Below are 26,212 nucleotides of genomic sequence, written 5' to 3'. Positions count from 1 at the left end.
CCAGTCGGACCAGGAGTAAGAAGTTGCATACAGCACGTAGCCAGCCGGCCGCCCCCCTCTCCGCCGTCGAGGACGAAGGACCGGACGACCTCGAACTGCGCGGCAGGCCCGCCGGGCTCGCCCCTCCGGAGGAACTGGTCCGGCTGCACCCCGAGACGCCGTTCCTCCTCTCGTACTCCCGCATCTCGGACGACTGGCGGAAGCACAACCGCAAGAAGGCCGCCACCTCGTCGTGGACGGCGGGCAAGGGCGTGGCGAACCAGCACCGACGCAACGACAAGAACGCGGCACGACACGGCGCGCTGATCGTCCACCGGTACACCGACAACGACCTGTCAGCCTCGAAACGGGACGTGGTCCGGCCCGACTTCCAAGCCATGCTCCGGGACCTGCACCGGGGACACACACCCGAGGGCTACCCCGTCCATGGGGTCATCTGCGCCGACCAAGACCGGGTGCAGCGCACCAGCCGGGACTGGGAAGACTTCGTGGACGCGCTGACCATTGACACGAGTAGGCGCTTCTACACCCCGTCGGGCCCGATGGATCTCACCGAGGAGAGCGAGATCATCAAGACCGGCATCATGGCGGTGGTGAACAAGGCCGAGTCCTTGAAGAAGAAGCGTCGAATTCGCGATTGGCACCGGGACCGCATTCTCGACGGCCTGCCGCACAGCGGCCCGAGGCCGTTCGGCTGGGAGGAAGACCGGGAAACGCTTCGGCGGGTCGAGTCAGACTATCTGGCATGGTCGATTGACGAGCGCATCAAAGGGAAAGCGATGAGCACTCTTTGCGCTGAAGCGAAGCGGCGAGGTTTGACGGGAACGCGCGGCGTCGAAATTAGTCCGCAGACACTCACGCAGATGATGACCGCTCCACGCGTCTGCGGATATCGCGCGAACCGGGGCCAACTCGTACTGGAGGACGACGGCTCTCCAATTGCGGGAAAGTGGGAGACCGTGACCACTCCGGAGAAGTGGCGTGCAGTGTGCGCCACTTTTGGACCGGGTAGCACCTACCTTGCCCGCGGGTCTGGTACACCAAGCATCACTGGAATCCCAAAGACCATCAAGTATCTGGGCTCCACGCTTCTCCGTTGCCAGTACCGGATAGAGGAGGAGGGGAAGGACGGCGCCATCAAGACGCGGGTCTGCAATGGGCCCATGAGCGGGACGCCGACCAAGAGCAAGCGGAGTCCGTACGTCTATAACTGCAGGTCGTGCTCACGCAACTCGGTCTCCGGCCCCATGGTCGACAAGCAGCTCCAGCGCCTGGTACTGGCAAAGCTGAAGAAGGCCCAGGCCACTTTCGTTCCGGTCAAGGCTGCGTGGCCTGATGGGAAGAAGCTCCAGCAGAAGGCCGATAAGCTGGCCGAGCTGGAGCGACAGTGGCAGGACGATGAGGTTTCCGATGCGATGTTCTATCGCTTGGCACCTCCCCTGGAGAGGGAAGTCAAGAAGCTGCGCAACGAACGCGCCAAGTTCGAGCTTGCAGCCGCTACTAAAAATGAGGCACCCAGCGACGTGGCCAAAAAGTGGATCTCCGGCGAATACGACCTCACACAGAAGCGCAAAGTTCTATTCGAAATATTTGTCGCCGTCCAGGTCCTTCCGGGGAAAAAGGGGAACAAGACGCCGAATCCCAAGAGGCTCATCCCGGTGTGGAACTAGGATTTGCCCGGCCAATTATGTTCCCCCTTCGGACTTGGGTCATCGATGCGGACATGGGGCGGGGAGATCTGACGGATACCGAGCGGGAACGACTGCGACCACCCCCGCCGGCCAGCAGCCGGCGTCACGGGCCTCAAGGTACAACAGCATTACCGGCCGAATTCTCTGGAACCCACTACCTCAATCTGTTTCATTTCATTGCATCGGCAATGAAATGAAACGATCGAGGAGGACCAAATCGCAACCATGATCGTTGCGATTTGGCCACTCTGATGCTCTAACAATCCGTGCGGAAAGTTGCCTATTGGGTGACCCGTCGCGGAGGTTAGGCGAAACAAGTCTGATCCCGTACGATGTGAGCGCTGACGACCTCTCATGAGCCCATGCAGTCACCATGTCTTGGGCCTCTGTCCTCGGTGCCCATCCAGGGCGCCAGTGAGAGATAGGAGGCAGTGATGGAAGAAGATGACGATGGGCGCCACAGGTGGACGCCGCCCGAGAAGTGGGGGCTGCGGCTCGGTGTGGCTGCTGTTGTCATTGGCGCCAACGCTTGTGTGGCACAACTCGCTCAGATGATCTGACGGTGTGCCCGACAGTCCCGGAGGGGGCGGAGCACTCTGCTTACGCGGAAGGCCCGGCCTGTAGGAACCCGGCCGGGCCTGTTTAACCGCACGAGAGGCTCGGGCCAGCTTGCACCTGGCCGGGCCTCTTGTGTTTTCGGGAAGAGCACTCCCCCTCCCGACATTCATTAATCTACCACCTTTGGGCCGGCTATCCTTTAACGGATTCCCAAAACCGCAGGTCACAGGCCCGGCGCTCAAGTCTCGACCGGCCCCGATGTCAAGGCTCTTCCTAGGTGACGGGCGAGGCCACCCGAAGGTCTCAACCTGGCATGAACTCTGACCACCTGCCCTGAAGGGAGAGCAGAGGGTTCCCGCGCCCACGGGCGAAGGTGTCCTCCGCCCCCGCCGAAGCGTCGTACACGTCAGCGCCAGGTCACGCGCCCTACGGGGGCTTGACCTCGGGTGACCTGGCAACGCGGTCTGGTTCCGCTACAGTTGAGGATGAGGAGAAATCCGCAGGGCGGCCCCGGCACCGACGGCTGGGGCGTGGCAGGGGTAGAGCCCCAGCCTTAGCGCAGACTGCGGTGCGGTCCAAGAAAGAGGTTCGGCCAGGCGGCCTTGGCCAGGCACCTGAATGGTTGAGCCCCAACGTCGGTGGGCCTCGGTCAGACCACACGTCATCACGTGGTGGTCGGACTGAGGTTGTACGTGAACGGTCTGATCACCAGGAAGGTACTCGGACCGTTGAATCTCTCTCTTGGCATCAAAGTGCTGGTGGTCGTCATCTGCGCCCTGGCCTCGGTTATCGTCGGCATCGTGGCGGCCCTACTCAAACACACTCCAGGAACCCCGAAGGCTCCGGCCGTTCTCGTCGGCGGAGGCGCATTTGGAGGCTCACTGACCTTGTGCCTGCTCACGATGTCTGGGCTCGGGGTCCTATGAAGATGTGAAGGGCCCGATGACCGTGAGGGACCCACTGAAGTTGAGGCTCGCGGCCAAGGTCGATGACGCATGTGTGAGTCGTGCTAGCTAACTGCTCGGGGTCTAAACGCACTGGGCCCACGGACAAGTTGGTGGGGACGCTACTCGGGCGAGTGCCGCCCCCAGCAACTTGTCGAGAGGGCCGCCCGCCGCCTCGGGAAGCCGCTGCGGTCACGCGCTCGCTTTGATAGTCGCACGCCCGTACGGCCGAGGCGGATTACGGGACCCCAACCGTACCCGGGACTATCCCGTTGGGCAGGTGGAGCACCACTTGCTGGTCGAGGGGTTCGAGAAGTCCGCTGGCGAGCAGGAGTCCTATCGCTACCGCAGCAGGGCGAAGGCCAGGGCGGCGGTGCCGCCCAAGGCGGTCCCCGCGAGGATCTGCGCGATGGTGTGAGCCTTGAGGATGATCCGGGACCAGCCTATGGCGATGGCTCCGAGCGCGGCCGGGAGTGCCCAGAGGCCGAAGACCAGAAGAAGGATCATGACGGTGCCGCCGGCCACGGAGTTGTGGATCGAGATCTGCCAACCGATGGTGACCAGCAGCGAGGAGACCAGGCCAACGAGCATGGCGACGACGAGCGCGGAAACGTCGGCGGGCGCGTCCAGGACGTAGAGCAGGGTGATCCCGGTGACCACCGAGATGAGGCTGAGGGCCATCGGGATGACGCGCTGACGCCGGACTCGTATGTGCTTGTCGGTAAGCTCCCCGCGCTTGACGCCGAGAAGCACGAGGCTGATCGGGATGACGCCGCAGAAGAGCGCGGCCAGCAGTCCCCAGCCGACGCCAGCCCAGGAGTGCGTGCTGTGCCAGCCGACGATGATGAGCAGGGCGACGACGAGGTTGGCCGGAGCGAGGATGTCCGTGATGACCTTGGCCGCCTTCTGGGCCGGGGTGCAGTCCGAGAAGGCCGGCGGGGCGGGCGGGGCGAAGGTCACGGGGTGGCTCCTGAGTGGGTGGAACGGGAGTTGCTGAGCCGCTCGACGTGCTGCCAAGCGAAGGTGATGGAGAGGTCCGAGAAGTAGGCGTCGGATAGCTCCAGGAGCAGACGGGCCTCGCTGTCGAGGTCGCTGCCGGCCTGAGCAGGGGCCTCCGGGCTGCTTGCTCGGGCGAGTCCTTCCGTGTGGGCTTCGCGGGAGGCCCGCAGCCAGCATGCTTCGGCGGCGGTGGTGGCCGCGCGCCCGCTGAACCCCGCATCCTCGACGTGATCGGCCGCCCGCAGTCGGACGGACATGGGCGCGCTTCCGTTCAGGATGAGCATGGCATCGCGGATCTCAATGGTCCGCCGGTAGAGACGACCGCGGACGTCGCGGATGTCGAGGGCGTCGCCCAGGCGGTTCCGCTTCCGCCCGTACCGGATCTGAGGGGCGGCCTCGCTGAGGTGGTCCCACAGCGGGTAGAGCTTGATCAAATTTCGGTACCGGAGCACCGCAGCCCGCACCTTCGGGTAGGCCGGCATGGTGCTCCCGACGCAAATCAGAAGCAGTGGCACGAGCGCCAGAAGAACGTTCAGCACGGCGTCTGCTTCGGCCGACACGGGATGGACACCAAACCGGGCGAAGAAGAGCATGGAGGTGCGATGCACCGCGTAGAAGATGCCGATGCTCGTACCGATGCAGATCAGACGGAGTCCGCGGCGAAGATGTTCTGGGCCTGGTCTACGGGACCACTGCCATGAGAGGCGCGAGGCTGTCAGCATGGCCCATCCGAAGTAGCTGGTCCAGACCAGAACGTAAGCCACCACCAAGGAGTCGTGGGGGTAGGCGGTCAGCAGGTCGATGGCCTCGCGGGGGCGCTCGGCAATCGCGAACAACGTGATCATCACTCCGAGCGTGACCGCGGGGACCACGGTTCCGGGACGCAGGGGATGACGGCCGCTCGCAGTCCTGGTCAGTCGTGAGCTGGCGGAAGCGTCGGCCAGGAACTCCAGCACGAAAGCCGCAGCGATCACCGCAGCCGTGTGCTTCAACAACGCGGAGAAGCTGTTGACCCCAACGGTCCTGTCGAGCCACCGGGCAGCGGGGTCGGTGGCGAAGCACATCTCCAGGGCGAGCACGAAGAAGGCAGCCCACAGGGGCCGCTTCCCTTTGTTCCTCCACGCCCCCGGCGCCCGCCAGATCGTGATGCCCCACAGAGCAGCGCACACGGCCAGGTTGACTACGATCACGTTCGTCTACTCGGTCAGTGCGTTCAAGAGGTGGCTCGCCAACGGATCGGCGGGGCTCTCAGCGGCTTCCTCGGACTGACGAATCCGCTGGGCGAGCACGCCTGCAAGTCCTTCCGCGTCCTTCTCGTCGGCGTGCGTGTAGCTCGTACGGCCAAGAAGACTGACGATCCGGTTGATCGGGAACCCAGCCCACTCTTCGACGGAGAGGACTTCCGCGAGGCTCCGCCGTCGTTCGGACGTCCCGGCCGACACCTCGTGCTCGTCGGTCGGGACACACGAGTGGCCGAGCAGCATGTGGCACAGCTCGTGGAGGATGATGTGGGCGCGGTGCAGTGGGCTGGTCGCATTTTCCACGAATACGTGGTCAGCATCTTCCAAAGCGATCCAGACGCCGCATGGAACCTTGTCGGCCAACCCCTCATGCTCTATGGCATGGATATAAATGGGTCGACCGCGCCTCAAAGCAATGCTTTCACAGAGCTTCTCGATGGTGAACGGGACCGGTATTTCTAGGGTGGCGGCAATAGCAGAGAAGTCACTGCTCACTCCGCCATCCTGGCTACCCTTTCGAAGCCAGTTACGCATGATCTTTTTCCCGCTCAGAAGTTCCCCTCCGACCCCCTGGTTTTCGCTACAGCAGCATAGGCGAGCGGCGGACCGGCTAAGTGTGACTGACGCAACTCTCAGCCAGGATGGGATCGCGGAACGTTAGGCGCGACCGCGCTACCACGGGGCGAGATCAAGAACCGGAGGGGCGTTTATCACTTACGGTGATGAGGCGTTTGTTACCGAAGCGTAATCTGACTGGAGATCAGGCGGCACCCGACACCAGAAAGCTCAACCACTGGACTCCTTGCCGTTCCCCAAGCCCTCCAGCGACCGGGCACGCTCGATGAAGCCGGCCAGAGTCGAGAGGGTCTCCTGAGACAGACCGTCGGCCCGCAGAGCGAGATTCCGCACCGCCTGATCCTTGACCAGCTGCTCCAGGTCCCGCCGCGTGACCCCCGACCCACACTCCGTCGGAGCGGCGGGTTCCTCGTCGTCGATGAAGTAGCTCGCCCGCACCTTGAAGACAGCCGCCAGCGCCTTCACCGTCGAGGTAGTCGGGTTGCCCTTCGCGCCGCTGCGGAGCTTCTGGATCAGACTGGCACTGATGCTCCCGCCGGAGTCGCCCGACTCAGCCGCCCAGCCCGCAGTGAGTTCGGCCACCTCCACGTTCGTGAACCGCTTCCCCGTCTTGGGGTTCGGTTTGGTCTCGAACAGATGGTTGAGTCTGGACTGAAAGTCTCCCACGGCAATGCTCCAAGGATGCGGCGATACACACACTGTAGTGCGCCGGTGGGCCCCTCAGGAAAGCCGGGCACACTTTAGCCTTCCACCTTCGCGTACTTTGGTGTACGTTATTTCTAGCTTCAAAGCACACCAAAGTGCGTTTAGGCTGGTCAGGTGGGGTGCGGCTGGGCAACTCAATGCCCGAGGGCCCCTGTTGATTCCTCCCCCGACCACAGGCGGGCGGGGCACGAGAGAGGGGCCGGTGCCGTAAGGACGGCCAGAAATGGCACCGGCGTCCTGGAGCTACCAACTCCTGGACGCCGGGCCAGGCGCACCTGACGGGCGCCGATTCACTACTACGCGAGCAGCGGAACATCTTAGCCAGAGGTCGCCGCACGCGTTCCTAGCAACCATGGAGTATCGCATGCTTGCCATGCCGAAGGCAATCCCTTCCCTGGCGGTTGGCCTCAGCCAGCCGCAGCTCATCCACCTCAGCAGCGGAACCCGCCTCAGTTCCGATCCGAGCAGCGGTCAGGCCACGGGCCGGCCAGCAGCGCACGCGTCCGTCTTCCAACTCGGAGCGTGAGGGCGGCCGTGGCTGACGCGGACGACCTCGACGCCTCCATCGACGCTTGGGTGAACGCGCAACTCGACGCTTCGCCGGACTGGGGCCACGAGAAGTGGGAGACGTTGGGGAAAATCCTCGACGTCGAATTCTCGGCCCCTGGCGACTCTCGCGTCTACAGCTTCGCTAAGCCTGTTACCGAAATCTCGGTCGACAGCGAAGCCGCGTAACTTACACCTCCCCATTGACGAGAGCTCCACAACTCTCGATTCCTTTTCTCGCACCGGGCCAATACGGCGCTGCGTGCCGCTAGCACCATGAGGCGAAATGAGAATCACGATATCCGACCTCTCTGAGGCGGCTCTGCGGGGCGATTGGGGCCCCCTTATTAGAGAATCCGAGAATACCCAGGGGAAGCACTGGGCTGAGAATGCCCAGTGCTCCGGGCGGAATACTGACATGTTCTTTCTGCGCGGGGACAGCCCACGGTCCGAGCCTATGGAGGCCGTGGAGCGTCTTGGCCTCTCGCTGGTCAGGCCGCTTAACTTGTGCGCGGCCTGCCCGCTGACGACCGCCGCCCGCTGCCTGATCGAGTCCTTGCGCAACGACGAGGAATTCGGCATTCGCGGGGGTCTGATCGCATCAGAACGCTCCGCTCTGCGTGCCAGCTGGCAAAAGCGCGTGGACACGAAAGCTGTAGGCCGAGCGCTGCGTGGGGCAACCGCAGCGTTGAGCCAGGCCGAGCGGGATGAGGTGATCGCCCGGTTCGCAGCGGACCCCGCGGTGGACGCCGCTGCTGTTGCACGGGGGCTCGGAGTCACCCACGAGTACCTGCTGAAGCTGGCACGGGCTCACCGTCAGAAGTGCCGGAGCGAACTGGCCAAGCCGTCGATTCGAACCGGTAACACCGCCTGACGACAGCGAGGAAACGATTCTCTCGCAAGGATTTCCTTGCACCTTGGAGCCATCCATGTCTCAGAAAAAACTCACTCCCTCGGCGCGAAAAAGCCTCGGGGAAGAAATCGGGAAGATGGCACCCACTGCGGTGCTCGTACGAATCTTGCCATCACGACGGGGTTCCATCTACCTGTTCGAAGAACATTTCTATCGCATTTTTCTCGACCGTAAGACGGAAGAGGAAGTGGCGCGAAGAGTCCGCCGGTTTTTCGGCGGCCTTGCGGACTGGCGGCTCGCTCACGACTTCTACCTTCCGGCCAACGAGCTCTATCTCACTCCAGAACCACACCAGAAGGGGTACATCCCGGAAGACGATCAGTCCTTCGGTCTCGTACCGGCACGGCGTATAGCGATATCCAACGGGAAGTTCGAATGAGCGAGATAGCCACGGACCTGGTGTGGTCGGAGTCCAAGGCGTGCAGGGGCTCGCGGCTCGTCCTACTCGCTCTCGCCCGGGAGGCCGACGACCAAGGGCAGGCGACCCTGACCCTGGAGGAGATATCGCGGCTGACCGGGCTGACGGTCCGCTCGATCACAACGTGCCTCAGTGACCTGGCATCGCTCGGGGAGCTGAGCCGTGAACGCGGAGGAGGGGCATCCAACCCCAGCAGGTACTCCATCCTCCTCGGCGGCACGGCCGACGGTATGGCAGCGCACGAGGGCATGAAACTTCCCACTTCGGGCCCCAGCGCGCCGCAATCCGGCAGGGACTTCCGAGAAGAGCCTTCCCGGAAATCCCCTGCGGCGTCCTCAAGTTGGAAGCATCTTCGGGGGGAATCGGAAGTTACTTCATCGCGTGCGCATGGTGGTAATACTCCCTACGGGAGTATTACCACCAAAAAGCAAGCTAGCTTTGCTGATTCACATCTTCGGGAAGTTCCGGCCGGGCAGGATTCGGTCGAGGTCCCGGAAGGAGCCCGGGAGCTGGTGGCGGCGCTGACCGGGGCCGGAATGGTCGTCGGCTGGCGACTGACCGGGGCGGAATGGGATCGGGTAACAGCCCTTGCGGCCCGATGGGGGCAAGACCGACTGGTCGAGATGGTCGCCCGGCGATGGAACTCCGATCGGCCGCCACAGTCCGCCCGCTACCTGCTCCGCATCTGGGCGGACCTCCCCGACCAAGCCCCGGAACCGGCGGCCCGAACCAACGTCGTCCCGCTGCGGCAGCCCGGAGCTTGGGTTCCCTTCCAGAACACCGCCCAGCCCAGCGCCTACCAGAACGGATTCTGATCATGGCCCACCCCCAGCGCGCGGGCAGCGCCGCATCCCTGCGGGCCATGGAACGGATACTCACAGCGAGAGGACTACCGGTCGTGCCGGAAGACATCACCGACCCGTCGGACACCAACCCCGGCGACCGGCAGTGGCACCTCCGGGCCCGCGCCGACTACGCGCTGAGCCGCTGGAGCGCCGCGACGCCGCCCCGGTACCGTGACGCGGAAGCCACCCTCCCGGAAGTCGTGGCCTGGGCAGATCGGGCTCTGGCCGACAACGCCGCCGCCGGTGCCCTGCTCCTGACCGGTCAGACCGGCACGGGAAAGACCCACGAGGCTTACGGCGCACTCCGGAGGGTCGCGGCCGGCGGCCCCGACCGGTTCGAGGTGATCACCGTGAACTCCGCCGACATGTACGGCCGACTGCGGCCCTCGCAGATCATGGGTGCCGCCGAGCGTGAGTTGCGGCGGCTGAGCGAGGTGCAGTACCTGCTGCTGGACGACCTCGGCACGGCCAAGACGTCGGAGTGGACCGAGGAAGTGACGTACCGGCTCGTCAACGCCCGTTACAACCGCTGCCTCCCGACGATCATCACGTCCAACCTTCCCGCCCGGGACGAGCACGGGCCGGACCTGAGCGACTTCGTCGGGGCCCGGGTCGCGAGCCGACTGGCCGAGATGGTGACCAGCCTCGTGCCCATGATCGGGTCCGACCGGCGACGCGGCGGGAGGGCCGCCTGATGCCTGTCCGTCTCTGCGGCGCTTCCCGAGACGCCGTAGCCCTGTCCACAGCCTGTGCGTATGTCGGGCCCCGCAGCCGGTACGCGAATCCGTTCACCGTGGGAACCCGTGGCCCGTCCCTGCTCGGCTCTCCGATGGCTGAGGCCGAGGTGGTTGACCTCTTCGCCGCCACGCTCCGTGGGCCGGTGGGCCGCTGCTACGCCGACCTCTTCGCCCGCGCGCTCCGCGGCTTCGACCTGATGTGCACGTGCCCTCTCGACGTGCCGTGTCACGCGGACGTCCTTCTCCGCCTCGCCAACGAATCCGGCGACGGCAACACGATCTGCACCCGTTACCTCCTGGAAGGCCCCCGATGAGTCACCCGATCATGGTTGCTGCGGCCAAGTGCCTCACGGCGGCGGAGGAGCGACGCACTACCGCCCGGGCGAATGCCTTCCGTACCTGGGGGCCGAGGTCCGTCACCGCGGCGACGAAGTACGCGCGCCGTCTTCTGGGGGACGAGGCGGTCACGCTCGACTGGGAGGTACTGGGACTCCTCTCCTTCGAGGAACACCTCCAGGCGATCGCGTCGCTCGACACCGTCGGCGGTCAGCACCTGGAGCTGTACTACACCGATCAGGGCGGTACCGAGCGCATCCTGCTGCGGGTGTCGTGTGTGAGCTGCCCAAGTCAGCACGTGCACGAGGTGAGGTCTCTTGATCAGCTCGGGCAGTTGCTCTCTCAGACCCCGGCCTGGCAGTCCATCGACCCGCGCGACGGAGGCGACCTCTGATGTCTCACGCGCACATAGCGGCGACGGCAGAACCGCAGAGCGGGTTCAACCTGCGGGGCATGACGGCCTGGGACCGCTCGGCAATCGTCCTGCTCGGCGCGGCCGGCTTCGCTTTCTCCTACGACGCGCTGCGGCAGATCGCTATCGCGATCCACGCGCAGGAGAGCTTGAGCTACCTCTTCCCAGTGTTCATCGACGGGTTCATTGCGTACGGCGTTCGAGCGATCGTGCTCCTTCGACACAGGCCCTTCGGTGCCCGGCTGTACGCCTGGTTCCTCTTCCTCGCGGCCACCGGGGCGAGTCTCGGGGCGAACGCGCTGCACGCCGTCACCCTGAACCGCGGTCCGCGGTCCGGACAGTCCGCGCTGCACCTCTCGGACAGCGTCGTCGGGGTGCTGTCGACGCTCGCGCCGCTCGCGCTGGCGGGCTCCGTGCACCTATACATCCTGATGGCGCGGACCGCAGAGTTGTCGGTCCGGGACGGCGACAGCAGCGGTCCGGGACCGGTCCGCACAAACGTTCTGCCAGGTGACACCACCCTGGTGGGGCCGGACGCTCGTCCGCTGGACGTCACGGTGGAATCCGCCCCGCACAGCATCGCGGCTGGTCCGTCCCCGGCGGACTGCGCTATCGGGACTGCCGTTGACCTGCGGAAACACCAGACGGCTCAGTGCGGCGAGCCTCCTGCGGATGGTTCCGGGGCGCGTTCGTCCCAGGGAGCGGACCACCCGGGTGTGGAACCGGACCAGACGGACGGACTGCCTCCCTGGGTGGAGGACCACGGGGCAGTGACGCCGGGCTCCGCGATGGCCGGGACCTCGGTCTTGGAGACGGCCCACACCCGTCCGGACTGCGAGGAGTCGCCCGTCCCGGACGACACCGACGTCCCCCAGGACCGGGAGGCCGATGACGAGTGGCTGGAAGAACTGCTGCCGATCGCACGGGCCGCTTCCGAACAGGCCGGACGGATCAGCCGTGAGGCGGTCAAAGAGGCAGTCCGCGCACAGCAGCCGATCAGCAACGACCGTTTGGGCGTCCTTCTGGCCCGGCTGAAGGAAGAGGAGGACGCGACCGCGAAAGCGCCCGCCGGTTCCTCCAGCGTCCTCTGGTGATCTCCTCTCGTAGACACCCACGGCCGGTGTCTTTTCTCCCCACCGCGGCCGTGAACGATCCTCTTGACCAGGAAGGAAAGACCATGTGGCGACGCCGCAGGAGCCGCGGGGAGGGCGGGGTCCGCCCCGATGGTGTGCAGGCAGCGTCCACGCTCGCGCTGTACCTCCAGAGCGGGGGCGAACTCGCACCGGTTCAGGTGGCGGACCTCCACCTGACCGAGGGCGAGATCGCCTTCGCGGACGTGATGTGTTCGGCCGCCCGGTTCTACGGAACCGAAGTCGTCTACCCGTACCCGCGATCGACCGGGTACGTCGAGGACCACCCGTCGTTCGGCCAGCGATGGGTGCCCAACCGTCGGCTCAACGCGCGGCGGCACCGAGAGGCGGAGGCCGCCGCCGAACCGCGGTGGCGCGACCACACGCCTGCTCGCCTCATGCTGACCTCCGCAGGGATACGGCTCAGGCCACCCGGCTCGCCGACCTGGCTACCGTTCGACCACTCCCTTCTCTCCGGGGTCACGTTGGGGCGCTCCGAAGTCGTGCTCTCATACACGGTGTGCGCACCCTTGCTCCTTACAGGGCCCGCCGCGCCCTGGCTCGGCGTAGCGATCGAACACCTGCGCCGTACCACCCTGTAGGGCCGAACAGACTGGAATGTCTTCCTCAGCCGAGAAGCTGGAACCTAATTCCTGGAATTAGGTTCCAGCTTTTTTGGTGATTCGAGTTGTCCGCGCACCCCTGCGAGGATTCAGGCACGGCCGATGCCAAAAGGCACTTCGGACGGGTGGGGGCTTCGCGCGCCGTGTCCCCTTTTCCGAGAGGGGGTGATGGCCTTGATATGAGTAACGGCTTGAGCCACACCCATTTCTCTGCACTATGCCACGGGCTGAAGGCGTACACGGAAGTGTGCGCCCACCTCGAAGGGTTCACCGAGAACTCCCCGTGCAAAAAGGACGATGAATTGGGCTCTATGCGCCCTGGTTCATTCCCCGAATTCTCCGACAGTCGCCGGTATTAGCCCGCGGGAGGGATTCCCCCTTCCCTCCGCGAAGGGGTGTTTTGCGGTCCCGACCTCCACGAGGCCGCAACACCCGATCCCTCGAATCCCTCCTGCACCAAGGTTGTAGCCCCCCATGCCTCGATCCACCCGCTTCATACCTATATCTGCCGCTATCGGCATAGCCGGTTCGCTGGCAGCCCTGTCGACTGGGTGCTCCAGCTCGACGGACGGTCCGTCGACGACCGCAGCACGCGAACAAGTGCACTCCGTCTCGGCGGGCGTCACCGCAACGACCGCACCGAGAGCAGAGAGCCCCGCGCCGCCGCCCGGCACCGCCCTGCCCGCCGCTGTCGAGCGAACAGCGCGAGCGTTCACCACGGCCTACGCCGAGCACGACGCCCGCGATGGCAAGGACCGCTCGTACGCCGACGCTGGCGCTCGCGCGGCCAAGTTCGCAGCGGGCGAGCTGGTGGGCGTCCTGAGCCAGAAACGGCCGAGCCAGGATGGCGCGTGGGCCGCACTGCGCGCCGAGAAGGCCCGCTTGTCGGTCAAGATCACCTCTGCTGTGGTCCCCGGCGGTGCACCAGCCGTGACGGAGTCCTCCGCTCTGGCCCGCGTCGGCTACACCCTCACGACGGCCCCGCAGTCCGGGCAGGAACGGCGAAGCGACGAACACCTCGCCCTCCGTCTGGAGCACACCTCCGAGGGCTGGCGCGTCACCGAACTGCCCTGGGCGTGACGGGGCGCGATGAACAAGAGCACACAAGCCGGCCTTGGGCTCTTCACCGCCGCGATGGTGTCGGGTGTCGCCCTGCTGACCACGTTCGGCGGCGCCGACAGCGCTTCCGCTCAACAGACGGGCCCGGGTGGCGGCATCTCGACGGACGCTCCGGTCCCCGGCTGGGTCCGCGAACTCGTCAACAAGCACGCGGGCAAGTGTCCGCAGGTCACGGCCTCACTCCTGGCGGCCCAGCTCTTCGCCGAGTCCGCTTTCAACCCCAACGCCAAGTCGCACGCGGGTGCCCGCGGGATCGCACAGTTCATGCCAGGCACCTGGGCAGCACACGGCGTGGACGGCGACGGCGACGGAATCAAGGACATCCTCAACCCGGCCGATGCCATCGCCGCGCAGGCGAAGTACAACTGCACGCTGGCCAAGGAAGTCAAAGGCGTGCCGGGGGACTCCACGGACAACATGCTCGCCGCGTACAACGCTGGCGGCGGCGCCGTGCTGAGGTATGGCGGCGTCCCTCCGTACCCCGAGACCCGTCACTATGTGCGGGTCATCCGTGAGCTGGCCGCGAAGTGGGCGGACGCCGTGGGGCCGGATGTCCCGGCTGGCAAGGGTGCCGCGCGTGCGATCGCCGCCGCGAAGACTGCGCTGGGGACTTGGTACCAGTGGGGCGGGACCTGTGTCCCCCCGTACCAGGGTGCGGGGGGCTGTGACTGCTCCTCTCTGACGAAGATGGCCTGGGCCTCGGCAGGGGTGAACCTGCCGCGGGTGACCTACGACCAGGTCCACGCCGGGACGGCCGTCAAGAGCGTTTCCCAGCTCGTGCCCGGTGACCTGCTGTTCACCGTCCCCGGAAGGGCCGGTCCTGAGCACGTCGGCATGTATATCGGCGACGGCCAGGTCATCGACGCTCCGCGCACGGGCGTTCAGGTGCGGATCAAGCCGCTCAGTTACTGGAAGCCGCAGATCATCGCGATGCGGCACATCGGCTAATCGCCACAAAATATCCCATTTCACAAACAGAGCATCAAGGAACTCAACATGTACTACGTGCTGTCTGCCGCCGCTGACCCCTCCCTGCACACGACCCTCGCCGCCGGGGCTGACGTCGTGTCCGGCGTGAAGCCGGACTGGGGCCCCTTCGGGAAGCTCGGCTCCACGGCGAAGGTGATCCTCGGTGTCATCGCCGCCGTCGTCCTCGTCGTCGGGGCCGGCGCATTCCTCACGGGCGTCGGCAAGTCGAAGGGCTGGTTCGGCGAAGGCCACAGCACGATGGACAGCTCGCGCGGCAAGGGCATGATGGTCGGCGGCCTCGCATGCGTCTTCCTCGTGGCCAGCTTCGGAACGATCTTCGGCATCACCTACGGCATGGGTGTGTGACCCATGGTTCCCCGATTCAACAGAAGGAACGATTCCTCGACAGCCGGAGAGCATCAGCCGTCGGCGCGGCTCTGGGGCATCGCCGCCGGTGGAGTCTCCGTCGTCACCACAGCCGGACTGATCGTCACCCTCGCCACGGGCAACCCGCCCGGTCCCTCTCCCTCGGTGTCATCGCCCGCTCACTCGGCCCCGCAGGTGATCGGAGAACGTGGACGTGAGGTGCACGGCATTCCCGTGGGACACCCGCGGACGGAGGCCGGCGCGAAGGCAGCAGCGGCCAACTACACCACGGCCAGCGGAAGTGCTGGCTTCCTCACGGACAAGGGGGCCCGCCACCGCGCGGTGTCGGTCATGACTGCCCGGGATAGCGCGGGCGCGGTGAAGAAGAAAGCAGATCTGACTGCCGATCGCGCCGCTGCCACGCTCCGGGGCGACAGATCCAAGGTCTCCGCCCAGCAGGCCATTGCCCGCACTGGGGTGCTCTCCGCCCGTGTTCTGGGCTTCGACGCCAACGAGGCCATGGTCCGGCTGTGGACGACGACGATCCGCGGCAGCGTGGCGGGCGACGCGACGCCGAAGGCAGGCTTCGAATCAGTGACGGTCACGCTCACCTGGGAATCCAACGATTGGAAGTTGAAGGACAGTTCGACCAGGGCCGGACTGGTCGCCCCGATCGATGTGAGGCAGGCGTCCAACGTCGCGAGCGACTTCTCCGACTACGTCCCGGCATCGGCACAGGACCCCCTCCTGAGCGGCGCGGCCAACCAGGACGGGTTCCCGGCGCCGTACGGGCACAACGAGCGAGGTGCCCGCGCTGCCGCTGTCAGCGCCACCATGCTCTACGGCGATCCACGGTTCTTCACCGATGAGGACTGGCGACACCGGATGCTGACGGCCACCGCCGCTCCGAGCGTGCTGGGCGCGGTCAGGTCGAACGCGGACTCGATGGCCCGCCTGGTCGTGCAGAACCGGGGGGTCGGGGCGGACGGCAAGATGGCCGACGGCAGTGAACTGATCACGCGGACGGCAGCACTCGGAACCCGCGCGATCTCCTATTCCGAGCAGGCGGCGAGCATCGAGCTGTGGACCGCGTCGGTGGGCGGAGTCGCGGGTAAGGACGAGACGCAGCGCCCACAGGTCGCCTTCCTCCGGATGACGGTGGACCTGGTCTGGGACGGCTCGACGTGGAAGACGACGGCCGTCACGCCCAACGATCCCCTCGTTCCGTCGCCGCCGGCCCTGCAAGAGGCGGACCCCGCCGACAGTTTCACGAGCGTGGGGGGTGCTGGCAATGCGCCTGCGACTGCGTGACGATGCCCCCGGCCTGCTGACCATCGAGCGGGGTACCCGGACCCCCGGCCGTTGGCGGGCCCGTCTTCAGACGGTGGCCATGGTCAACGTGATCATCGGGTTCCTGTTCATCCCGTCCGCGGTCGCCAATCCCTTCTGCTACATCCCACTGGTGTGCGAGGCGAAGGCCGCGATCGACTTCGTGAAGGACCCGCTGGGGTTTCTGCTCCAAAAGCTCACCGAGGCGAACATCTGGTTCCTGCGCAAGATGCTGGAGCTGATCCAGAACACGACGAAGATCGACCTCACGTCGCCGGGCTTCCTGAAGCAGTACGCGATCATCTTCGCGGCCTCCAGTCTGCTCACCGTGGCCCTGTGGCTCATCGCTGTGGCCAAGCGGGCGGTCCGCGGCGTGGCCGTGACCACCGCGGTCTCCGAGGCGATCGGCTTCCTGCTGCTCCAGTTCGTGGTCAACGCGATGACGCCGGGTGCGATTGCCCTGCTGATGACGGCCATTGACGAGGTCACGGCCGTGTTCGAGCCGTACGCCACCGCGAACTTCAAGCCCTTCCTGGAGAACATCCTGAAAGTGATGGCAGCGACCCCCACGGAGGGCGTGGGGGTACTCCTGGTCGTCAACCTCGTCATGATGTTCGGCGCGCTGCTGATGTGGGTCGAGCTGCTGATCCGCAGCGCGGCGATCTACGTAGCCGTCGCGCTCGGCCCCATCGTGAACGCCGGACTTGTCGACCGCGATCTGTGGAACAAGAGCAAGAAGTGGTTCGGCGCTATCTTCGCGATCGGCCTGAGCAAGCCCGTGCTCTTCGCCTTGCTGGGCCTCGGTGGCGCGATCCTCAGCGACACGTCGGGAAGCATGTCGGACGCGGTCTCCAGGACGCTGGTCGGCGCGCTGATCCTCCTGCTCGCCGTGTTCGCGAGCGCCACGCTCTACAAGTGGGTGCCCGCCTTTGGCGACGAGATGGCCCAGCTCCACCACGACCGGAAGACCGCCCAGTCCTCGGGGCCGGCCGCTGCGATCGACGGTCCCGGGCAACACGCGAACCGTGCGATCAACTCCCACGTGCAGGACTCCTTGGTCGGCGGGAGCCCGAAGACGGCCGGTGCCAAGGCAGCTGGGGCCAAGATGGGCGGCGGAACGGCAGCGGCCGGGCCGGTCGCCGCAGGGGTGGCCGTGGCCAAGGCCGGCGCGGACATGGTGAAGAACAAGGCCGCGGATTCCCCCGGTATGCAGGGCGCGGAGGCCGCCAGCGGTGGCGTCGGCTCGGAACAGCCTCAGGGCCAGCAGGGGAACGACGACCACGCCGGATCATCTGCTGCACCGGCCGCCGCCCGCCCGGAAGGGGGAGCCTCCGACCCGGTCGTCAGCTCGTCTCCGGACTGGTCTTCCGCTGGCAGCCACGCAGCGTCCGACGCACCGGCCGCTGCCCGCCAAGAGGGAGCGGTTTCCGATCCGGTCGTCAGTTCGTCTCCGGACTGGTCTTCCGCCAGCAGCCACGCAGCGTCCGGTGCCCCGGCCGGCACCGGCGGGGCACCGACGGCACAGCCGTACTCGCCGCAGGCTCCGGCCTCCACCGGGCCGTCTCCAGTACCGGCACCTTCCTCCCCCTCCTCAGCATCAGGAACCACCTCGGGCTCCGGGCCCTCGGTCACGCCCACGCCGCCGTCGCGGACGTCGGGCGGCCAGACACCCGGCCAGCCGACCCCCAGCAAGGATCAGTGACCCATGTCGACTCGTACGTATCAGTTCGGAAAGCACCGCCCCACGGGGTTGGTCGGCCGCCGCGACCTCGGCGAACAGGTCGTGCTCGGTGGCGGTGCGGCCACCGGCATCCTGTTCGGCTACCTCTTCAGCGGTGTGACGGCCGTCGCCGCGACGTGCCTCGTCCTGCCGATCGTGCTCGCCCTCGTCGTCGTCTACGCCCCGTACCGGCCGAAGGGAACGTCCCAGCGGCGCACGCTCTACCGCTGGTGGAGGATCAACCGCTACCACCGCAAGGCGCTCCGCCGCACTGGTGGTGTGTGGGTGTCCCCGGCCTTCGAGGCCGGCGTGGGCCGCGACGGCACCCCTCCGGATGCCGCTCTCGCTGAGCCGGAAGGCGTCGCGGGTATGACGTGGGTGCCCGTCACGGTCCGCGGTCAGCAGGCCGTCGTTGTCCTCCAGCCGGAGGCCGGCTGCGTCACGGCCACTCTGGAGATCGCCTCCCCCGGACTGGGCGGCAAGGAGGTGGGGGAACAGGTCGTTGCCCTGGAGCGCTGGGGCGAGCTGCTTGACGCCTTCGGCAACGTCGAGGAGCACCCGGTCAAGCGGGTTCAGGTCCTCGCCCGGCAGATGAAGTCGGACCCCTACGCGCATCAGCGCTTCATCGCCCAGCGCGACGAGTCGGCGGCGACGGCCGACGCTCCGCAGTGGCTGAAGGACTCGTACGACGTGCTGGCCAACGCGGTATCGACCTCAGCAGAGGAGCACCGCTACTACATCACCATCCACGCGAAGTTCACCCGCGACCTGGCGGCCGAAGGCGCGGCCCGGGGAACCGGTGACGAAGGGGTCGCCGCCGCGATGGCCGCGTATCTGGAAGAGCTGTGGTCCCGCGCGGAGGACGCCGACCTCTCGGTGATCGCGCCTCTGGACGAGGGCCGCATGGCCGCCTTCATCCGCAACGCCTACGACCCGGACCACGCGATCTGGGACACGGACCTTCCGCAGGCACACTCCTTCCCGCGCAACGTCGACGTCCGCAACGGAACGTACGTCGCCACCCGCGCCGCAGGCTCAGCCGACACCTGGGTCCACGCCACCGCGGCCGTCGTCGGATGGCCCAGCACGCCGGTCGGGCCCGACTTCCTTTCGCCCCTGCTCATCGGGATGCCCGACGTCATCCGCACCATCGCGATCACGCAGCAGCTTGAGCCGAACGACAAGGCCGTGGAACGGATGCTCGCGGAGGACACGAACAACCAGGCGGAGATGCACCGGAACCGCCAGCGGGGCAAGAACATCGACCCCAGGGACCAGATCGCGGCGAACGCGACCGGTTCGCGGGGCATGGCCCTGGCCTCGTCGGGCGCGGCCGGCTCCGCCGTCGTCGGTTATGTCACCATCTCCTCGCGCAGTGCTGAGGAGCTGGAGCGCACGAAGCGCACCACCGCCTCCCGTGCCCGCAACGCTCACCTCCGGATCGAATGGCTCGACCTCGAACACGCCCGCGCCTTCGCCACGACCCTTCCCCTGGCCGGAGGCATCAAGTGACTGATCTGCTCGACCTCGCCCCGCTGTCCCCGATGTACGAGACGGTGCGCCGTCCGCTCTACACAGCGACGACCACCAGCCAAGCCCTGTACCTGCCGATCGCGCCGCCGACGCTCGGCACCGCGGGCGCGATCATCGGCCGGGAGCTCTACAGCGGGAAGGCGTTCATCTACTGCCCGTTCTCGGCGTTCGGCGATGGCCTGCCGGGCGGGAACATGATCGTGATGGGCGACACGGGACGGGGGAAGTCGGCGCTCACCAAGACGTACACCGCGCGACAGATCCGCCTCGGCCGTCAAGTCGTCGTGCTCGACACCAAGGAACAGAAGGAGCGGGAAGAGGGCGAGTGGGCGGCGCTCGGCCGATCGCTGACCGGCAAAGCCCCAGTGAAGTTCGCACCCGGCGGCGGGCGCGACGCCTCTTGCATCAACCCGATGGACCCCGCCATCGCGGGCAAGCGGCAGATCGAACTGGTCCGGACGATCGTGGAACTCGGCCTCGGTAAGACCTTGGACGAGTTCGCCGGCTCCGCGTTGCGCATCGCGATCCGCCGGGCCCACCAGCGGGCGGGCGACCTCGGCCGTACGCCGGTCCTGGCGGACGTCGCCGCCGCGCTCCGCTCACCGGAAGAGTCCGACGCCGCGGCCAAGCAGCGGACACGGGACGAACTTCTCGGTGACGGGCTGGAAGCGTCCTACGTACTGGACAGGCTCTGCGGAAGCGAACAGGACGCGACCGGCGACCTCACCGGCATGCTCGACGGACCGACCAGCCTCGGCGTGGACCTGGACGCCGACATGATCGTCGTCGACCTGACCAAGGTCCCGTCCGGCGGCGTCGCCATGACCATCCTCGTCGCCGTCATCAGCGTGTTCCTCGAAGAGGTCTGGCTGCGCCCGCGGTGCGAGTGCGGGACGGAGCCGAGTCGGCACGAACGCGTCGTGGTCGACGCGAACTCCGGCGCGTGGGAACTGGGCCCCAACCCGGAGTCAGGCTGCCGCCGCTACACCCAGCGCAAGCGCATCCTGGTCTGCGAGGAAGCGTGGCACATCCTCGGCACCCCTCAACTCGCCCGCCTGCTGGAGAAGTTCCTGAAGTTCGCCCGTGGCTACGGGCTGAGCTGCATCTTCATCGTCCACCACCTGTCGGACATTGACGACAGCCCGGAGACCCAAGCGGCGCTGAAGATGGCCGACACCATCGTGATCTACAGCCAGAAGAAATCTGAGGCGGAGGCCACCGTGTCCCGCCTGGGCCTGCCGTCCTGGACGGCGGAGCACATCATGCGCCTGCGCCGCGGAATCGCGCTGTGGAAGGTCGGAGAGGTCATCTACCCCGGCGTCCAACACCTCCTGGTCCAAGCCGAGCAGCACCTGTGCTTCTCCTCCGGCTCGATGTCGGACCTGACCAGCACCTCCCCGGACGCCGCATGAGCAAGGACCAGCGCCTCTCTCCCGCCTACTCCTTGCAATCAGATTCGGAGCGTGTTCCCTCCATGACCATCACCACCAACGGGACCACGCGCCCGGCCGGCGAACACGCCGTTCGACAGGACATCGACAGGCTGCACGCCGATGCCCTCGAACTGGCCCAGCGTACGAAGATGCTGGCCACCGTGCTCGACCACGGCGACTACTCGGCCGCCGGTGGCCGCGTCCGTACGGCCGTCGCCCACATCTGGCGCGCGGCGGAAGACCTCCACAGCGCCTTCCACACCGCCCCGCCCCGCTACCCCGGGCCCTATGCGTCCATGTCCGGACTGTGCGGTCGCCGGATGCGCTACCTGGCGGCCCGCGTCGCACGGAGGGCCGAGTAGTGCCGAACAGCATCTCCGTGGCCCTGTACGCGCTCACCGGTGTGTGTGCGGTGGCCCTGGCCGCCGTCTGGGTTCTGACGAACCGGGGCCGCCGCCACGCCGGGTTCGCCGCCAAGGCGCTGCTCAAGCGCCAGATGTCCGCCAAGGCGGTCTTGAGGGCCACAGAGATCCGCCCGTCCCTCACCCGTAGTGGAGGCCGCCCCGTCCGAACGACTGCGGTGAGCCTGTCGAAAGACCGATCCATCGGTTCCTGAGCCGCCCCTCGCCCCTCCTCGTTCCGGAGCACGCCATGCGCCATCCCCTCGATCCTCACGATTTCGGCTACTCGCTGGGCACCTCTCGACGCCCGAAAGGGGTGGAGCTGTGGTCCCGTGCCGACAAGGCGTGCCGGGTCATCGGTCCCATGGGTAGTGGTAAGACCCTGCGGTTCTTCGCTCCGACCATCCGCAACTGGGCCGGGCCGGTACTCGCCACCTCGACCAAGCCCGACCTGGTGGAACTGACTCTGGACGCGCGGAAACGAGACGGCCGTCCGGTCCTGACCTTCGACCCGCAGAACATTGCCCCCTACCTGCCCCGCTACAAGTGGCTGCCCTTCGCAGGAGCGTCGTCCACGGAGGTGGCGATGACCCGCGCGAAAGCCCTCGTCGCCGGGTCCCGAACCCCCGGATCGGCCGGGCAGTCCGAGGGCGCGTCCTTCTTCCGTGGCCAGGCGGCGAAGGTCCTCGCCGCGCTACTGCACGCCGCCGCGCTGGACGGCGCCCGCCTCGATCACCTGCTGGCGTGGGCACGGAAGATGGACGACCCAGTCCCGCTCGCCATCCTGGAGTCCCACCCCGGGGCCGGCCCCGGGTGGGCGGACATGCTCCGGGCGGCGACCACCGGCGATTCTCGTACGGTCGGAAACACCGCGGTCACCCTCCACGCGGCGCTGGAACCTCTGTCCCACCAGTCCGTGGTGGACGCCCTCCAAGGGAACGGCGACGAACCGACGGACTTCCGGAATTTCCTGGACGCGGGCGGGACCATCTACCTGCTCGGCAAGGACTCCGAGGCCACCTCCGTCGCACCGCTGACCACCGCGGTCACGGAAGACCTGCTCGACATCGCCGAGGCCCACGCCATCACCACCCCCGCCGGCCGCCTCGACCCGCCGCTCCTCGCAGCCCTGGACGAGGCACCGAACATCGCGCCGATCCCGAGCCTTCGCCAACGCGTGGCCGATGGCCGGGGACGCGGTATCACCGTGATCTACGGGCTTCAGGGGTGGGCGTCAGCCGTTGCCCGGTTCGGGCCGGACACCGCCGCCGAACTCGCCTCCTTCACCAACCATGTGGTGGTCTTCGGCGGCTGCAAGGACCCGGACTTCCTCCGGTCCATGTCAGACCTGTGTGGCCAGGTCGAGCGGGTGCGAACGTCCCGGACCACATCGGGGGGCGACCGCGGTGGAGTCTCGACGGCCACGCACATGGCCCTGGAACCCGTCCTGCGACCAGACCAGATCAAGGCGCTGGGCGAAGGCGAAGCACTGGTGCTCGCCGACAACCTTCCTCCCGTGATCACCCGCATCGACGGCATGTGGACCTGGGACTCCTGGGGCGAGATCGGACAGCACGTCCAGGAACTCCGCCGCTCGGCAGCCACCGAACGCGACCGTCAGCAGAAGGTACGGGACGACCGCGTCCGCCACGCGGCGGACGTCTGGGCAGGACGGAGGACGTCAGCATGACGGAATCCGTCCCCAACGCCTGGGCTCCCTTTCCCGACCAACCGCCGGCCGTCGCCGAGTACCAGGTTGCCCGGATCACGGACCCGGCGAAGGTTGGCGCCCCGGCTCCCTGGGACCTCGGTGCCCTTCCCGTCGAGCTGGTGACGGAGCTGGACCACTGGCTGGACGCTGTCTGCCGGTGGTTGAACTCCACCTACGCGTGGCAGTCGCATCAGGTGATCCCGCCTTGCTGGCGGGGACACGGCCAGATCGCCTACGAGGTGGCGGCGCTGGCCTTCGCACGGGCCGATGCCCTGTGTGCCGCGGGTTCCACGGTGGGCTGGCACGAACAGCTCGACCGCGCTGTCCAGCGGATGAACTCCGGGCTCGGCCGGGCGGGAGACGACTGCCGCGCCGGACGACACGGCCCCCGGCCGGCTCGGTACCTGGTCGACGCGTGGCAGGGTTCCAGCGACGAGGCGAGCGGGAGCGCGTGCAGTCTCGACTGACACCTCATCCCACGGGCATGGCCCGCACCTCGGCTTGCAGTTCGAGGTGCGGGCCATGCATTCGGCAGCCGTTCAGATGATGTCGTTGGGCTCGCGCCGAGCGTCGATGAAGCTGGTGAAAGCGTCGAAGGAGACCATCAGCACGGGGCCGGTCGGGGTTTTCGAGTCGCGGATCGCGATGCAGCCGTGGGCACGGAGATCGGCGACCTCGATGCAGTTGCCGTTGTCCTGCGTGCTGTAGCTGGACTTGAACCAGTCCGGCTCGGTGCTGTAGTCGGCGAGAGGCCCATGTTGGGTGTCGCTGTTGCTGGTCATGTCCACAACTTCTCTGCTAGTTCGGTCAGTATCTGTGCAGTCTGGCTGGGGCCGGGTGCGGCCTTCGCCATGGCGTCGAACTGACGCTGGAACTGTGCGACGTCCGATGGCTTCGACCACATGGTGGTTGCCTTCGCGCTGTCGCCCTGGGTGACGGAATCGAGGCCGTTGAAGTCCAGCACGGTGAAGTTGTAGCTGGACCGGTAGGTGGCAAGGTCTTCGGGGATGATCTGCACGTCCACCTTGTCGAGTTGGCAGAGGCGCAGAATCTCGTCGTACTGGGAACGCATGACCTCGGGGGAACCGATCATGGTGCGCAGGGTGTTGGCCGTCAGGATGATGTGCACCTCTGGCCCGTCCGGGTGGGTCAGCAGGGCCTTGCGATCCATCCGCAGTCTGACGCCCTGCTCAACGAAGTCCGTGGTGCGCTCTTCCACAATCTTGGCGGAACCGGCGAGCGCGAGGGCGTAGGACTCGGCCTGAAGCAGTCCGTGAACTACGTGGTTCTGGAAACCACGGATACGGACGGCCTCACGTTCCAGACCCAAGTACATGGGCAGCCCGGACGGCAGGATGGGTGAGTACGAGGTGAACGGCTCTCGACTGAGCGAGTCCCGCTGCATCTGGAGCAGGGTGTCGCGGTGGTCAGGGTCGCTGACCCCGTAGCGGTCGAGTAGTTCCTCCAAGTCCTTGAGCTTGGGAAGCGGAATGTCCCCGCTTTCGACACGACTCAGCTTCGACCGGGAGAAGCCGAGCTCCAGCGAAACGCTCTCCGCGGTGAGCCTGAGATTTTCGCGCAGCTCGCGGAGTTCCTTTCCGAGCATGACCCGTAGGTATGTCGGTCCTCGTCGTGCAGCCACCTGTCCCCTCACTTCGACATCTATCCGTCGGATCGAGGCCCCAGTCCGGCGACATAGGTTATCTGTCCGCCATCGAGGGGTTTCAGTCCGTCAACTGAACTGCCCTGTACCGCACATGGAGCCCGCTGCCGACCGGATGGCATGTGCCAATGCGGACTCCTGCGAGGTTTCCCTTGAATGTTAACTGGAGCGTGCATCAGGCTGGTTGTACCGAAGCAAGCCGGACCATGGCGTCAATTCGGCTGTATCGCCACGCTCATCCTCAAAACGTGCACCAGTCCGAGTTACCGTGGAGGGCCGACCCGTGCCGTTCGCATTCCCATCGAGGACCACCACAGGTGAACGCCCCGGTGTACCTGATTTGACCGCCGCGTTGGCCGCGCCGTCGTCACGCGGGGGTTACGCCGCGGAAGCCGGTGTCATTGTCCTGCATGGTGGTGTTCGCGGCGTTGTGGAGCGAGGGGCGGGCGCGCTCGACGGGGGAGGTGAAGGCCGAGCCCTTCAGCTCGAACCGGCCTGGCTCCTGCGGGGCCTGGGTGGCGCACCATTCCCAGCAGTTACCGCACATGTCGTAGACCCCGTATGGGCTGACGCCGGACTGGTACCTGGTGACCGGTGTGGTCTGGCCGATCCCGGCTTCCGAGGTGTTGCACTTGGCGGCCGTGGGCTCGTCGCCCCAGGGGTACTCACGCCCGTTCCGGCCGCGGGCCGCCTTCTCCCACTGCTGCGAGGTGGGGAGTTTCTTGCCGCACCAGCGCACATATGCGGCAGCGTCGTTCCAGTCCACCCAGACCACCGGGTGGTCCCGGAGTGCTTCCGGGCACCGTCCCTGCGGCCAGTGCTGGGGCGCCCGGTGCCCGGTGACCCGGACGAAGCGCGCATAGTCGGCGTTCGTAGTCGGGTGGACATCGATGAGGAAGCTGTCCGCCCAGGTTGGTACGTTCTCCGGGCCGGACAGGAAGATGCCCTCCTCGATCCGGACCATGAGCTTGCCGTCGAGTGGGTGCTTGAACATCCTCGGGTCACGGCGCAGCAGTTCTTCGGTTCGCTGGTCCTCGGTGGCGGCGGCCCGCTCGGTGAGCAGTGCGGCGAACCGGCGCTGGGCGGCGATGCCGGCGCGGGCGAGCAGTGTGTCCAGGGCGGCCTGGTTGCCGGGACGCAGTTCGATCGTTGCGCCCCGGGTCTCCCAGGTGGTGAGCTGCCGGTTGCTGACACCGACCATCGCCGCGAAGTCCCGCCCGGTCTGCCGCATCGCTCGCCGCAGCAGCGCGACTTCTTGGCCTGTCCATCGCGTCACCCCCGTCATCGGCGGTTC

At 66.6% G+C, this 26,212-nt stretch carries 29 protein-coding genes; 22 read left to right on the top strand and 7 right to left on the bottom strand.

The window, feature by feature from the left end; translation table 11 throughout:
- The first annotated feature begins 23 nt into the window (after positions 1 to 23).
- Positions 24 to 1,670 (top strand): recombinase family protein, encoded by a 1,647-nt coding sequence (locus ACFWIA_RS08150; RefSeq protein ID WP_387001588.1) that lies wholly within the window; start codon positions 24 to 26, stop codon positions 1,668 to 1,670.
- A gap of 1,271 nt (positions 1,671 to 2,941) precedes the next feature.
- Positions 2,942 to 3,175, top strand: coding sequence for a hypothetical protein (locus ACFWIA_RS08145; RefSeq protein WP_387001586.1), 234 nt, complete (start codon positions 2,942 to 2,944; stop codon positions 3,173 to 3,175).
- 360 nt (positions 3,176 to 3,535) lie between these two features.
- Here the strand turns inward: ACFWIA_RS08145 and ACFWIA_RS08140 are convergent, their stop codons facing one another.
- The 4 genes from ACFWIA_RS08140 to ACFWIA_RS08125 all read right to left on the bottom strand — a co-directional run bounded on the left by ACFWIA_RS08140 (position 3,536) and on the right by ACFWIA_RS08125 (position 6,675).
- Positions 3,536 to 4,153: a hypothetical protein gene (locus tag ACFWIA_RS08140; RefSeq protein WP_387001585.1), complete on the bottom strand. Its 618-nt coding sequence runs from the start codon at positions 4,151 to 4,153 to the stop codon at positions 3,536 to 3,538.
- A complete protein-coding gene (locus ACFWIA_RS08135; RefSeq protein WP_387001583.1) occupies positions 4,150 to 5,382 on the bottom strand; it encodes an MAB_1171c family putative transporter in 1,233 nt (410 codons plus the stop codon). Before ACFWIA_RS08135 ends, ACFWIA_RS08140 begins: the two co-directional genes overlap by 4 nt.
- A 6-nt stretch (positions 5,383 to 5,388) precedes the next feature.
- On the bottom strand, positions 5,389 to 5,928 hold the full coding sequence (locus ACFWIA_RS08130) for a hypothetical protein (protein ID WP_387001581.1): 540 nt from the start codon (positions 5,926 to 5,928) through the stop codon (positions 5,389 to 5,391).
- Between the two features lie 291 nt (positions 5,929 to 6,219).
- Positions 6,220 to 6,675 carry a transcriptional regulator gene (locus tag ACFWIA_RS08125; protein WP_387001579.1) on the bottom strand — a complete coding sequence of 152 codons (456 nt, stop codon included), beginning with the start codon at positions 6,673 to 6,675 and terminating at the stop codon, positions 6,220 to 6,222.
- Positions 6,676 to 7,248: 573 nt separating this feature from the next.
- On the opposite strand from ACFWIA_RS08125, the gene ACFWIA_RS08120 reads away from it, so the two are divergent.
- The 20 genes from ACFWIA_RS08120 (at position 7,249) to ACFWIA_RS08025 (ending at position 23,722) form a co-directional block, all read left to right on the top strand.
- Positions 7,249 to 7,449, top strand: a complete 201-nt coding sequence (locus ACFWIA_RS08120; RefSeq protein ID WP_387001577.1) for a hypothetical protein — start codon at positions 7,249 to 7,251, stop codon at positions 7,447 to 7,449.
- A gap of 97 nt (positions 7,450 to 7,546) precedes the next feature.
- Positions 7,547 to 8,134 carry a WhiB family transcriptional regulator gene (locus tag ACFWIA_RS08115; protein WP_387001575.1) on the top strand — a complete coding sequence of 196 codons (588 nt, stop codon included), beginning with the start codon at positions 7,547 to 7,549 and terminating at the stop codon, positions 8,132 to 8,134.
- 55 nt (positions 8,135 to 8,189) lie between these two features.
- The gene (locus tag ACFWIA_RS08110; RefSeq protein ID WP_387001573.1) at positions 8,190 to 8,552 is read left to right on the top strand and encodes a hypothetical protein; all 363 of its coding nucleotides are present in this window, start codon (positions 8,190 to 8,192) and stop codon (positions 8,550 to 8,552) included.
- Between the two features lie 551 nt (positions 8,553 to 9,103).
- Positions 9,104 to 9,406, top strand: coding sequence for a hypothetical protein (locus ACFWIA_RS08105; protein WP_387001571.1), 303 nt, complete (start codon positions 9,104 to 9,106; stop codon positions 9,404 to 9,406).
- 2 nt (positions 9,407 to 9,408) lie between these two features.
- Entirely contained in the window at positions 9,409 to 10,131 is a 723-nt protein-coding gene (locus ACFWIA_RS08100; RefSeq protein WP_387001569.1) for an ATP-binding protein, read from the top strand.
- Entirely contained in the window at positions 10,131 to 10,487 is a 357-nt protein-coding gene (locus ACFWIA_RS08095; RefSeq protein ID WP_387001566.1) for a DUF4326 domain-containing protein, read from the top strand. Before ACFWIA_RS08100 ends, ACFWIA_RS08095 begins: the two co-directional genes overlap by 1 nt.
- Positions 10,484 to 10,903, top strand: a complete 420-nt coding sequence (locus tag ACFWIA_RS08090; protein WP_387001565.1) for a DUF6195 family protein — start codon at positions 10,484 to 10,486, stop codon at positions 10,901 to 10,903. The genes ACFWIA_RS08095 and ACFWIA_RS08090 overlap by 4 nt, the downstream gene beginning before the upstream one ends.
- Entirely contained in the window at positions 10,903 to 12,015 is a 1,113-nt protein-coding gene (locus tag ACFWIA_RS08085) for a DUF2637 domain-containing protein (RefSeq protein ID WP_387001563.1), read from the top strand. Before ACFWIA_RS08090 ends, ACFWIA_RS08085 begins: the two co-directional genes overlap by 1 nt.
- A gap of 50 nt (positions 12,016 to 12,065) precedes the next feature.
- Positions 12,066 to 12,653, top strand: coding sequence for a hypothetical protein (locus ACFWIA_RS08080; protein WP_387001561.1), 588 nt, complete (start codon positions 12,066 to 12,068; stop codon positions 12,651 to 12,653).
- Positions 12,654 to 13,274: 621 nt separating this feature from the next.
- Positions 13,275 to 13,754: a hypothetical protein gene (locus tag ACFWIA_RS08075; protein ID WP_387001560.1), complete on the top strand. Its 480-nt coding sequence runs from the start codon at positions 13,275 to 13,277 to the stop codon at positions 13,752 to 13,754.
- A gap of 9 nt (positions 13,755 to 13,763) precedes the next feature.
- On the top strand, positions 13,764 to 14,741 hold the full coding sequence (locus tag ACFWIA_RS08070) for an NlpC/P60 family protein (RefSeq protein WP_387001558.1): 978 nt from the start codon (positions 13,764 to 13,766) through the stop codon (positions 14,739 to 14,741).
- A 48-nt stretch (positions 14,742 to 14,789) separates the two neighbouring features.
- Positions 14,790 to 15,128, top strand: coding sequence for a hypothetical protein (locus ACFWIA_RS08065; RefSeq protein ID WP_387001556.1), 339 nt, complete (start codon positions 14,790 to 14,792; stop codon positions 15,126 to 15,128).
- A 3-nt stretch (positions 15,129 to 15,131) separates the two neighbouring features.
- Positions 15,132 to 16,439, top strand: a complete 1,308-nt coding sequence (locus tag ACFWIA_RS08060) for a hypothetical protein (protein WP_387001553.1) — start codon at positions 15,132 to 15,134, stop codon at positions 16,437 to 16,439.
- Entirely contained in the window at positions 16,420 to 18,159 is a 1,740-nt protein-coding gene (locus tag ACFWIA_RS08055) for a hypothetical protein (protein ID WP_387001551.1), read from the top strand. Before ACFWIA_RS08060 ends, ACFWIA_RS08055 begins: the two co-directional genes overlap by 20 nt.
- A 3-nt stretch (positions 18,160 to 18,162) precedes the next feature.
- Complete coding sequence (locus ACFWIA_RS08050; RefSeq protein ID WP_387001550.1) at positions 18,163 to 19,689, top strand: SCO6880 family protein; 1,527 nt, start codon at positions 18,163 to 18,165, stop codon at positions 19,687 to 19,689.
- On the top strand, positions 19,686 to 21,122 hold the full coding sequence (locus ACFWIA_RS08045) for an ATP/GTP-binding protein (protein WP_387001548.1): 1,437 nt from the start codon (positions 19,686 to 19,688) through the stop codon (positions 21,120 to 21,122). The genes ACFWIA_RS08050 and ACFWIA_RS08045 overlap by 4 nt, the downstream gene beginning before the upstream one ends.
- Before the next feature lie 62 nt (positions 21,123 to 21,184).
- A complete protein-coding gene (locus ACFWIA_RS08040; protein WP_387001547.1) occupies positions 21,185 to 21,505 on the top strand; it encodes a DUF6238 family protein in 321 nt (106 codons plus the stop codon).
- Positions 21,505 to 21,759, top strand: coding sequence for a hypothetical protein (locus ACFWIA_RS08035; protein ID WP_387001545.1), 255 nt, complete (start codon positions 21,505 to 21,507; stop codon positions 21,757 to 21,759). Before ACFWIA_RS08040 ends, ACFWIA_RS08035 begins: the two co-directional genes overlap by 1 nt.
- Before the next feature lie 35 nt (positions 21,760 to 21,794).
- Positions 21,795 to 23,234 (top strand): type IV secretory system conjugative DNA transfer family protein, encoded by a 1,440-nt coding sequence (locus tag ACFWIA_RS08030; protein WP_387001543.1) that lies wholly within the window; start codon positions 21,795 to 21,797, stop codon positions 23,232 to 23,234.
- Complete coding sequence (locus tag ACFWIA_RS08025; protein WP_387001542.1) at positions 23,231 to 23,722, top strand: hypothetical protein; 492 nt, start codon at positions 23,231 to 23,233, stop codon at positions 23,720 to 23,722. The genes ACFWIA_RS08030 and ACFWIA_RS08025 overlap by 4 nt, the downstream gene beginning before the upstream one ends.
- A 72-nt stretch (positions 23,723 to 23,794) precedes the next feature.
- Here the strand turns inward: ACFWIA_RS08025 and ACFWIA_RS08020 are convergent, their stop codons facing one another.
- From ACFWIA_RS08020 to ACFWIA_RS08010, 3 genes are all read right to left on the bottom strand, one after another.
- Entirely contained in the window at positions 23,795 to 24,037 is a 243-nt protein-coding gene (locus ACFWIA_RS08020; RefSeq protein ID WP_387001540.1) for a DUF397 domain-containing protein, read from the bottom strand.
- Entirely contained in the window at positions 24,034 to 24,861 is an 828-nt protein-coding gene (locus ACFWIA_RS08015; protein WP_387001537.1) for a helix-turn-helix domain-containing protein, read from the bottom strand. Before ACFWIA_RS08015 ends, ACFWIA_RS08020 begins: the two co-directional genes overlap by 4 nt.
- Positions 24,862 to 25,285: 424 nt before the next feature.
- Positions 25,286 to 26,203, bottom strand: a complete 918-nt coding sequence (locus ACFWIA_RS08010; RefSeq protein ID WP_387001535.1) for a formylglycine-generating enzyme family protein — start codon at positions 26,201 to 26,203, stop codon at positions 25,286 to 25,288.
- Positions 26,204 to 26,212: the final 9 nt, after the last annotated feature.

The sequence above is a fragment of the Streptomyces sp. NPDC127068 genome, from assembly GCF_042724695.1.
In the GTDB taxonomy this organism is placed as follows: domain Bacteria; phylum Actinomycetota; class Actinomycetes; order Streptomycetales; family Streptomycetaceae; genus Streptomyces.
Note: the sequence above shows the minus strand (reverse complement) of the source record. Positions and strands in the feature narration are given on the sequence as shown.

Excerpts from the sequence above, each read along its gene's own strand:
- ACFWIA_RS08070 (WP_387001558.1), top strand. The coding sequence starts at position 13,764 with ATGAACAAGAGCACACAAGCCGGCCTTGGGCTCTTCACCGCCGCGATG.
- ACFWIA_RS08030 (WP_387001543.1), top strand. The coding sequence starts at position 21,795 with ATGCGCCATCCCCTCGATCCTCACGATTTCGGCTACTCGCTGGGCACC.
- ACFWIA_RS08010 (WP_387001535.1), bottom strand. The coding sequence starts at position 26,203 with ATGACGGGGGTGACGCGATGGACAGGCCAAGAAGTCGCGCTGCTGCGG.
- ACFWIA_RS08110 (WP_387001573.1), top strand. The coding sequence starts at position 8,190 with ATGTCTCAGAAAAAACTCACTCCCTCGGCGCGAAAAAGCCTCGGGGAA.
- ACFWIA_RS08100 (WP_387001569.1), top strand. The coding sequence starts at position 9,409 with ATGGCCCACCCCCAGCGCGCGGGCAGCGCCGCATCCCTGCGGGCCATG.
- ACFWIA_RS08085 (WP_387001563.1), top strand. The coding sequence starts at position 10,903 with ATGTCTCACGCGCACATAGCGGCGACGGCAGAACCGCAGAGCGGGTTC.
- ACFWIA_RS08115 (WP_387001575.1), top strand. The coding sequence starts at position 7,547 with ATGAGAATCACGATATCCGACCTCTCTGAGGCGGCTCTGCGGGGCGAT.
- ACFWIA_RS08015 (WP_387001537.1), bottom strand. The coding sequence starts at position 24,861 with ATGCTCGGAAAGGAACTCCGCGAGCTGCGCGAAAATCTCAGGCTCACC.
- ACFWIA_RS08025 (WP_387001542.1), top strand. The coding sequence starts at position 23,231 with ATGACGGAATCCGTCCCCAACGCCTGGGCTCCCTTTCCCGACCAACCG.
- ACFWIA_RS08060 (WP_387001553.1), top strand. The coding sequence starts at position 15,132 with ATGGTTCCCCGATTCAACAGAAGGAACGATTCCTCGACAGCCGGAGAG.
- ACFWIA_RS08095 (WP_387001566.1), top strand. The coding sequence starts at position 10,131 with ATGCCTGTCCGTCTCTGCGGCGCTTCCCGAGACGCCGTAGCCCTGTCC.
- ACFWIA_RS08050 (WP_387001550.1), top strand. The coding sequence starts at position 18,163 with ATGTCGACTCGTACGTATCAGTTCGGAAAGCACCGCCCCACGGGGTTG.
- ACFWIA_RS08055 (WP_387001551.1), top strand. The coding sequence starts at position 16,420 with ATGCGCCTGCGACTGCGTGACGATGCCCCCGGCCTGCTGACCATCGAG.
- ACFWIA_RS08090 (WP_387001565.1), top strand. The coding sequence starts at position 10,484 with ATGAGTCACCCGATCATGGTTGCTGCGGCCAAGTGCCTCACGGCGGCG.
- ACFWIA_RS08065 (WP_387001556.1), top strand. The coding sequence starts at position 14,790 with ATGTACTACGTGCTGTCTGCCGCCGCTGACCCCTCCCTGCACACGACC.
- ACFWIA_RS08020 (WP_387001540.1), bottom strand. The coding sequence starts at position 24,037 with ATGACCAGCAACAGCGACACCCAACATGGGCCTCTCGCCGACTACAGC.
- ACFWIA_RS08040 (WP_387001547.1), top strand. The coding sequence starts at position 21,185 with ATGACCATCACCACCAACGGGACCACGCGCCCGGCCGGCGAACACGCC.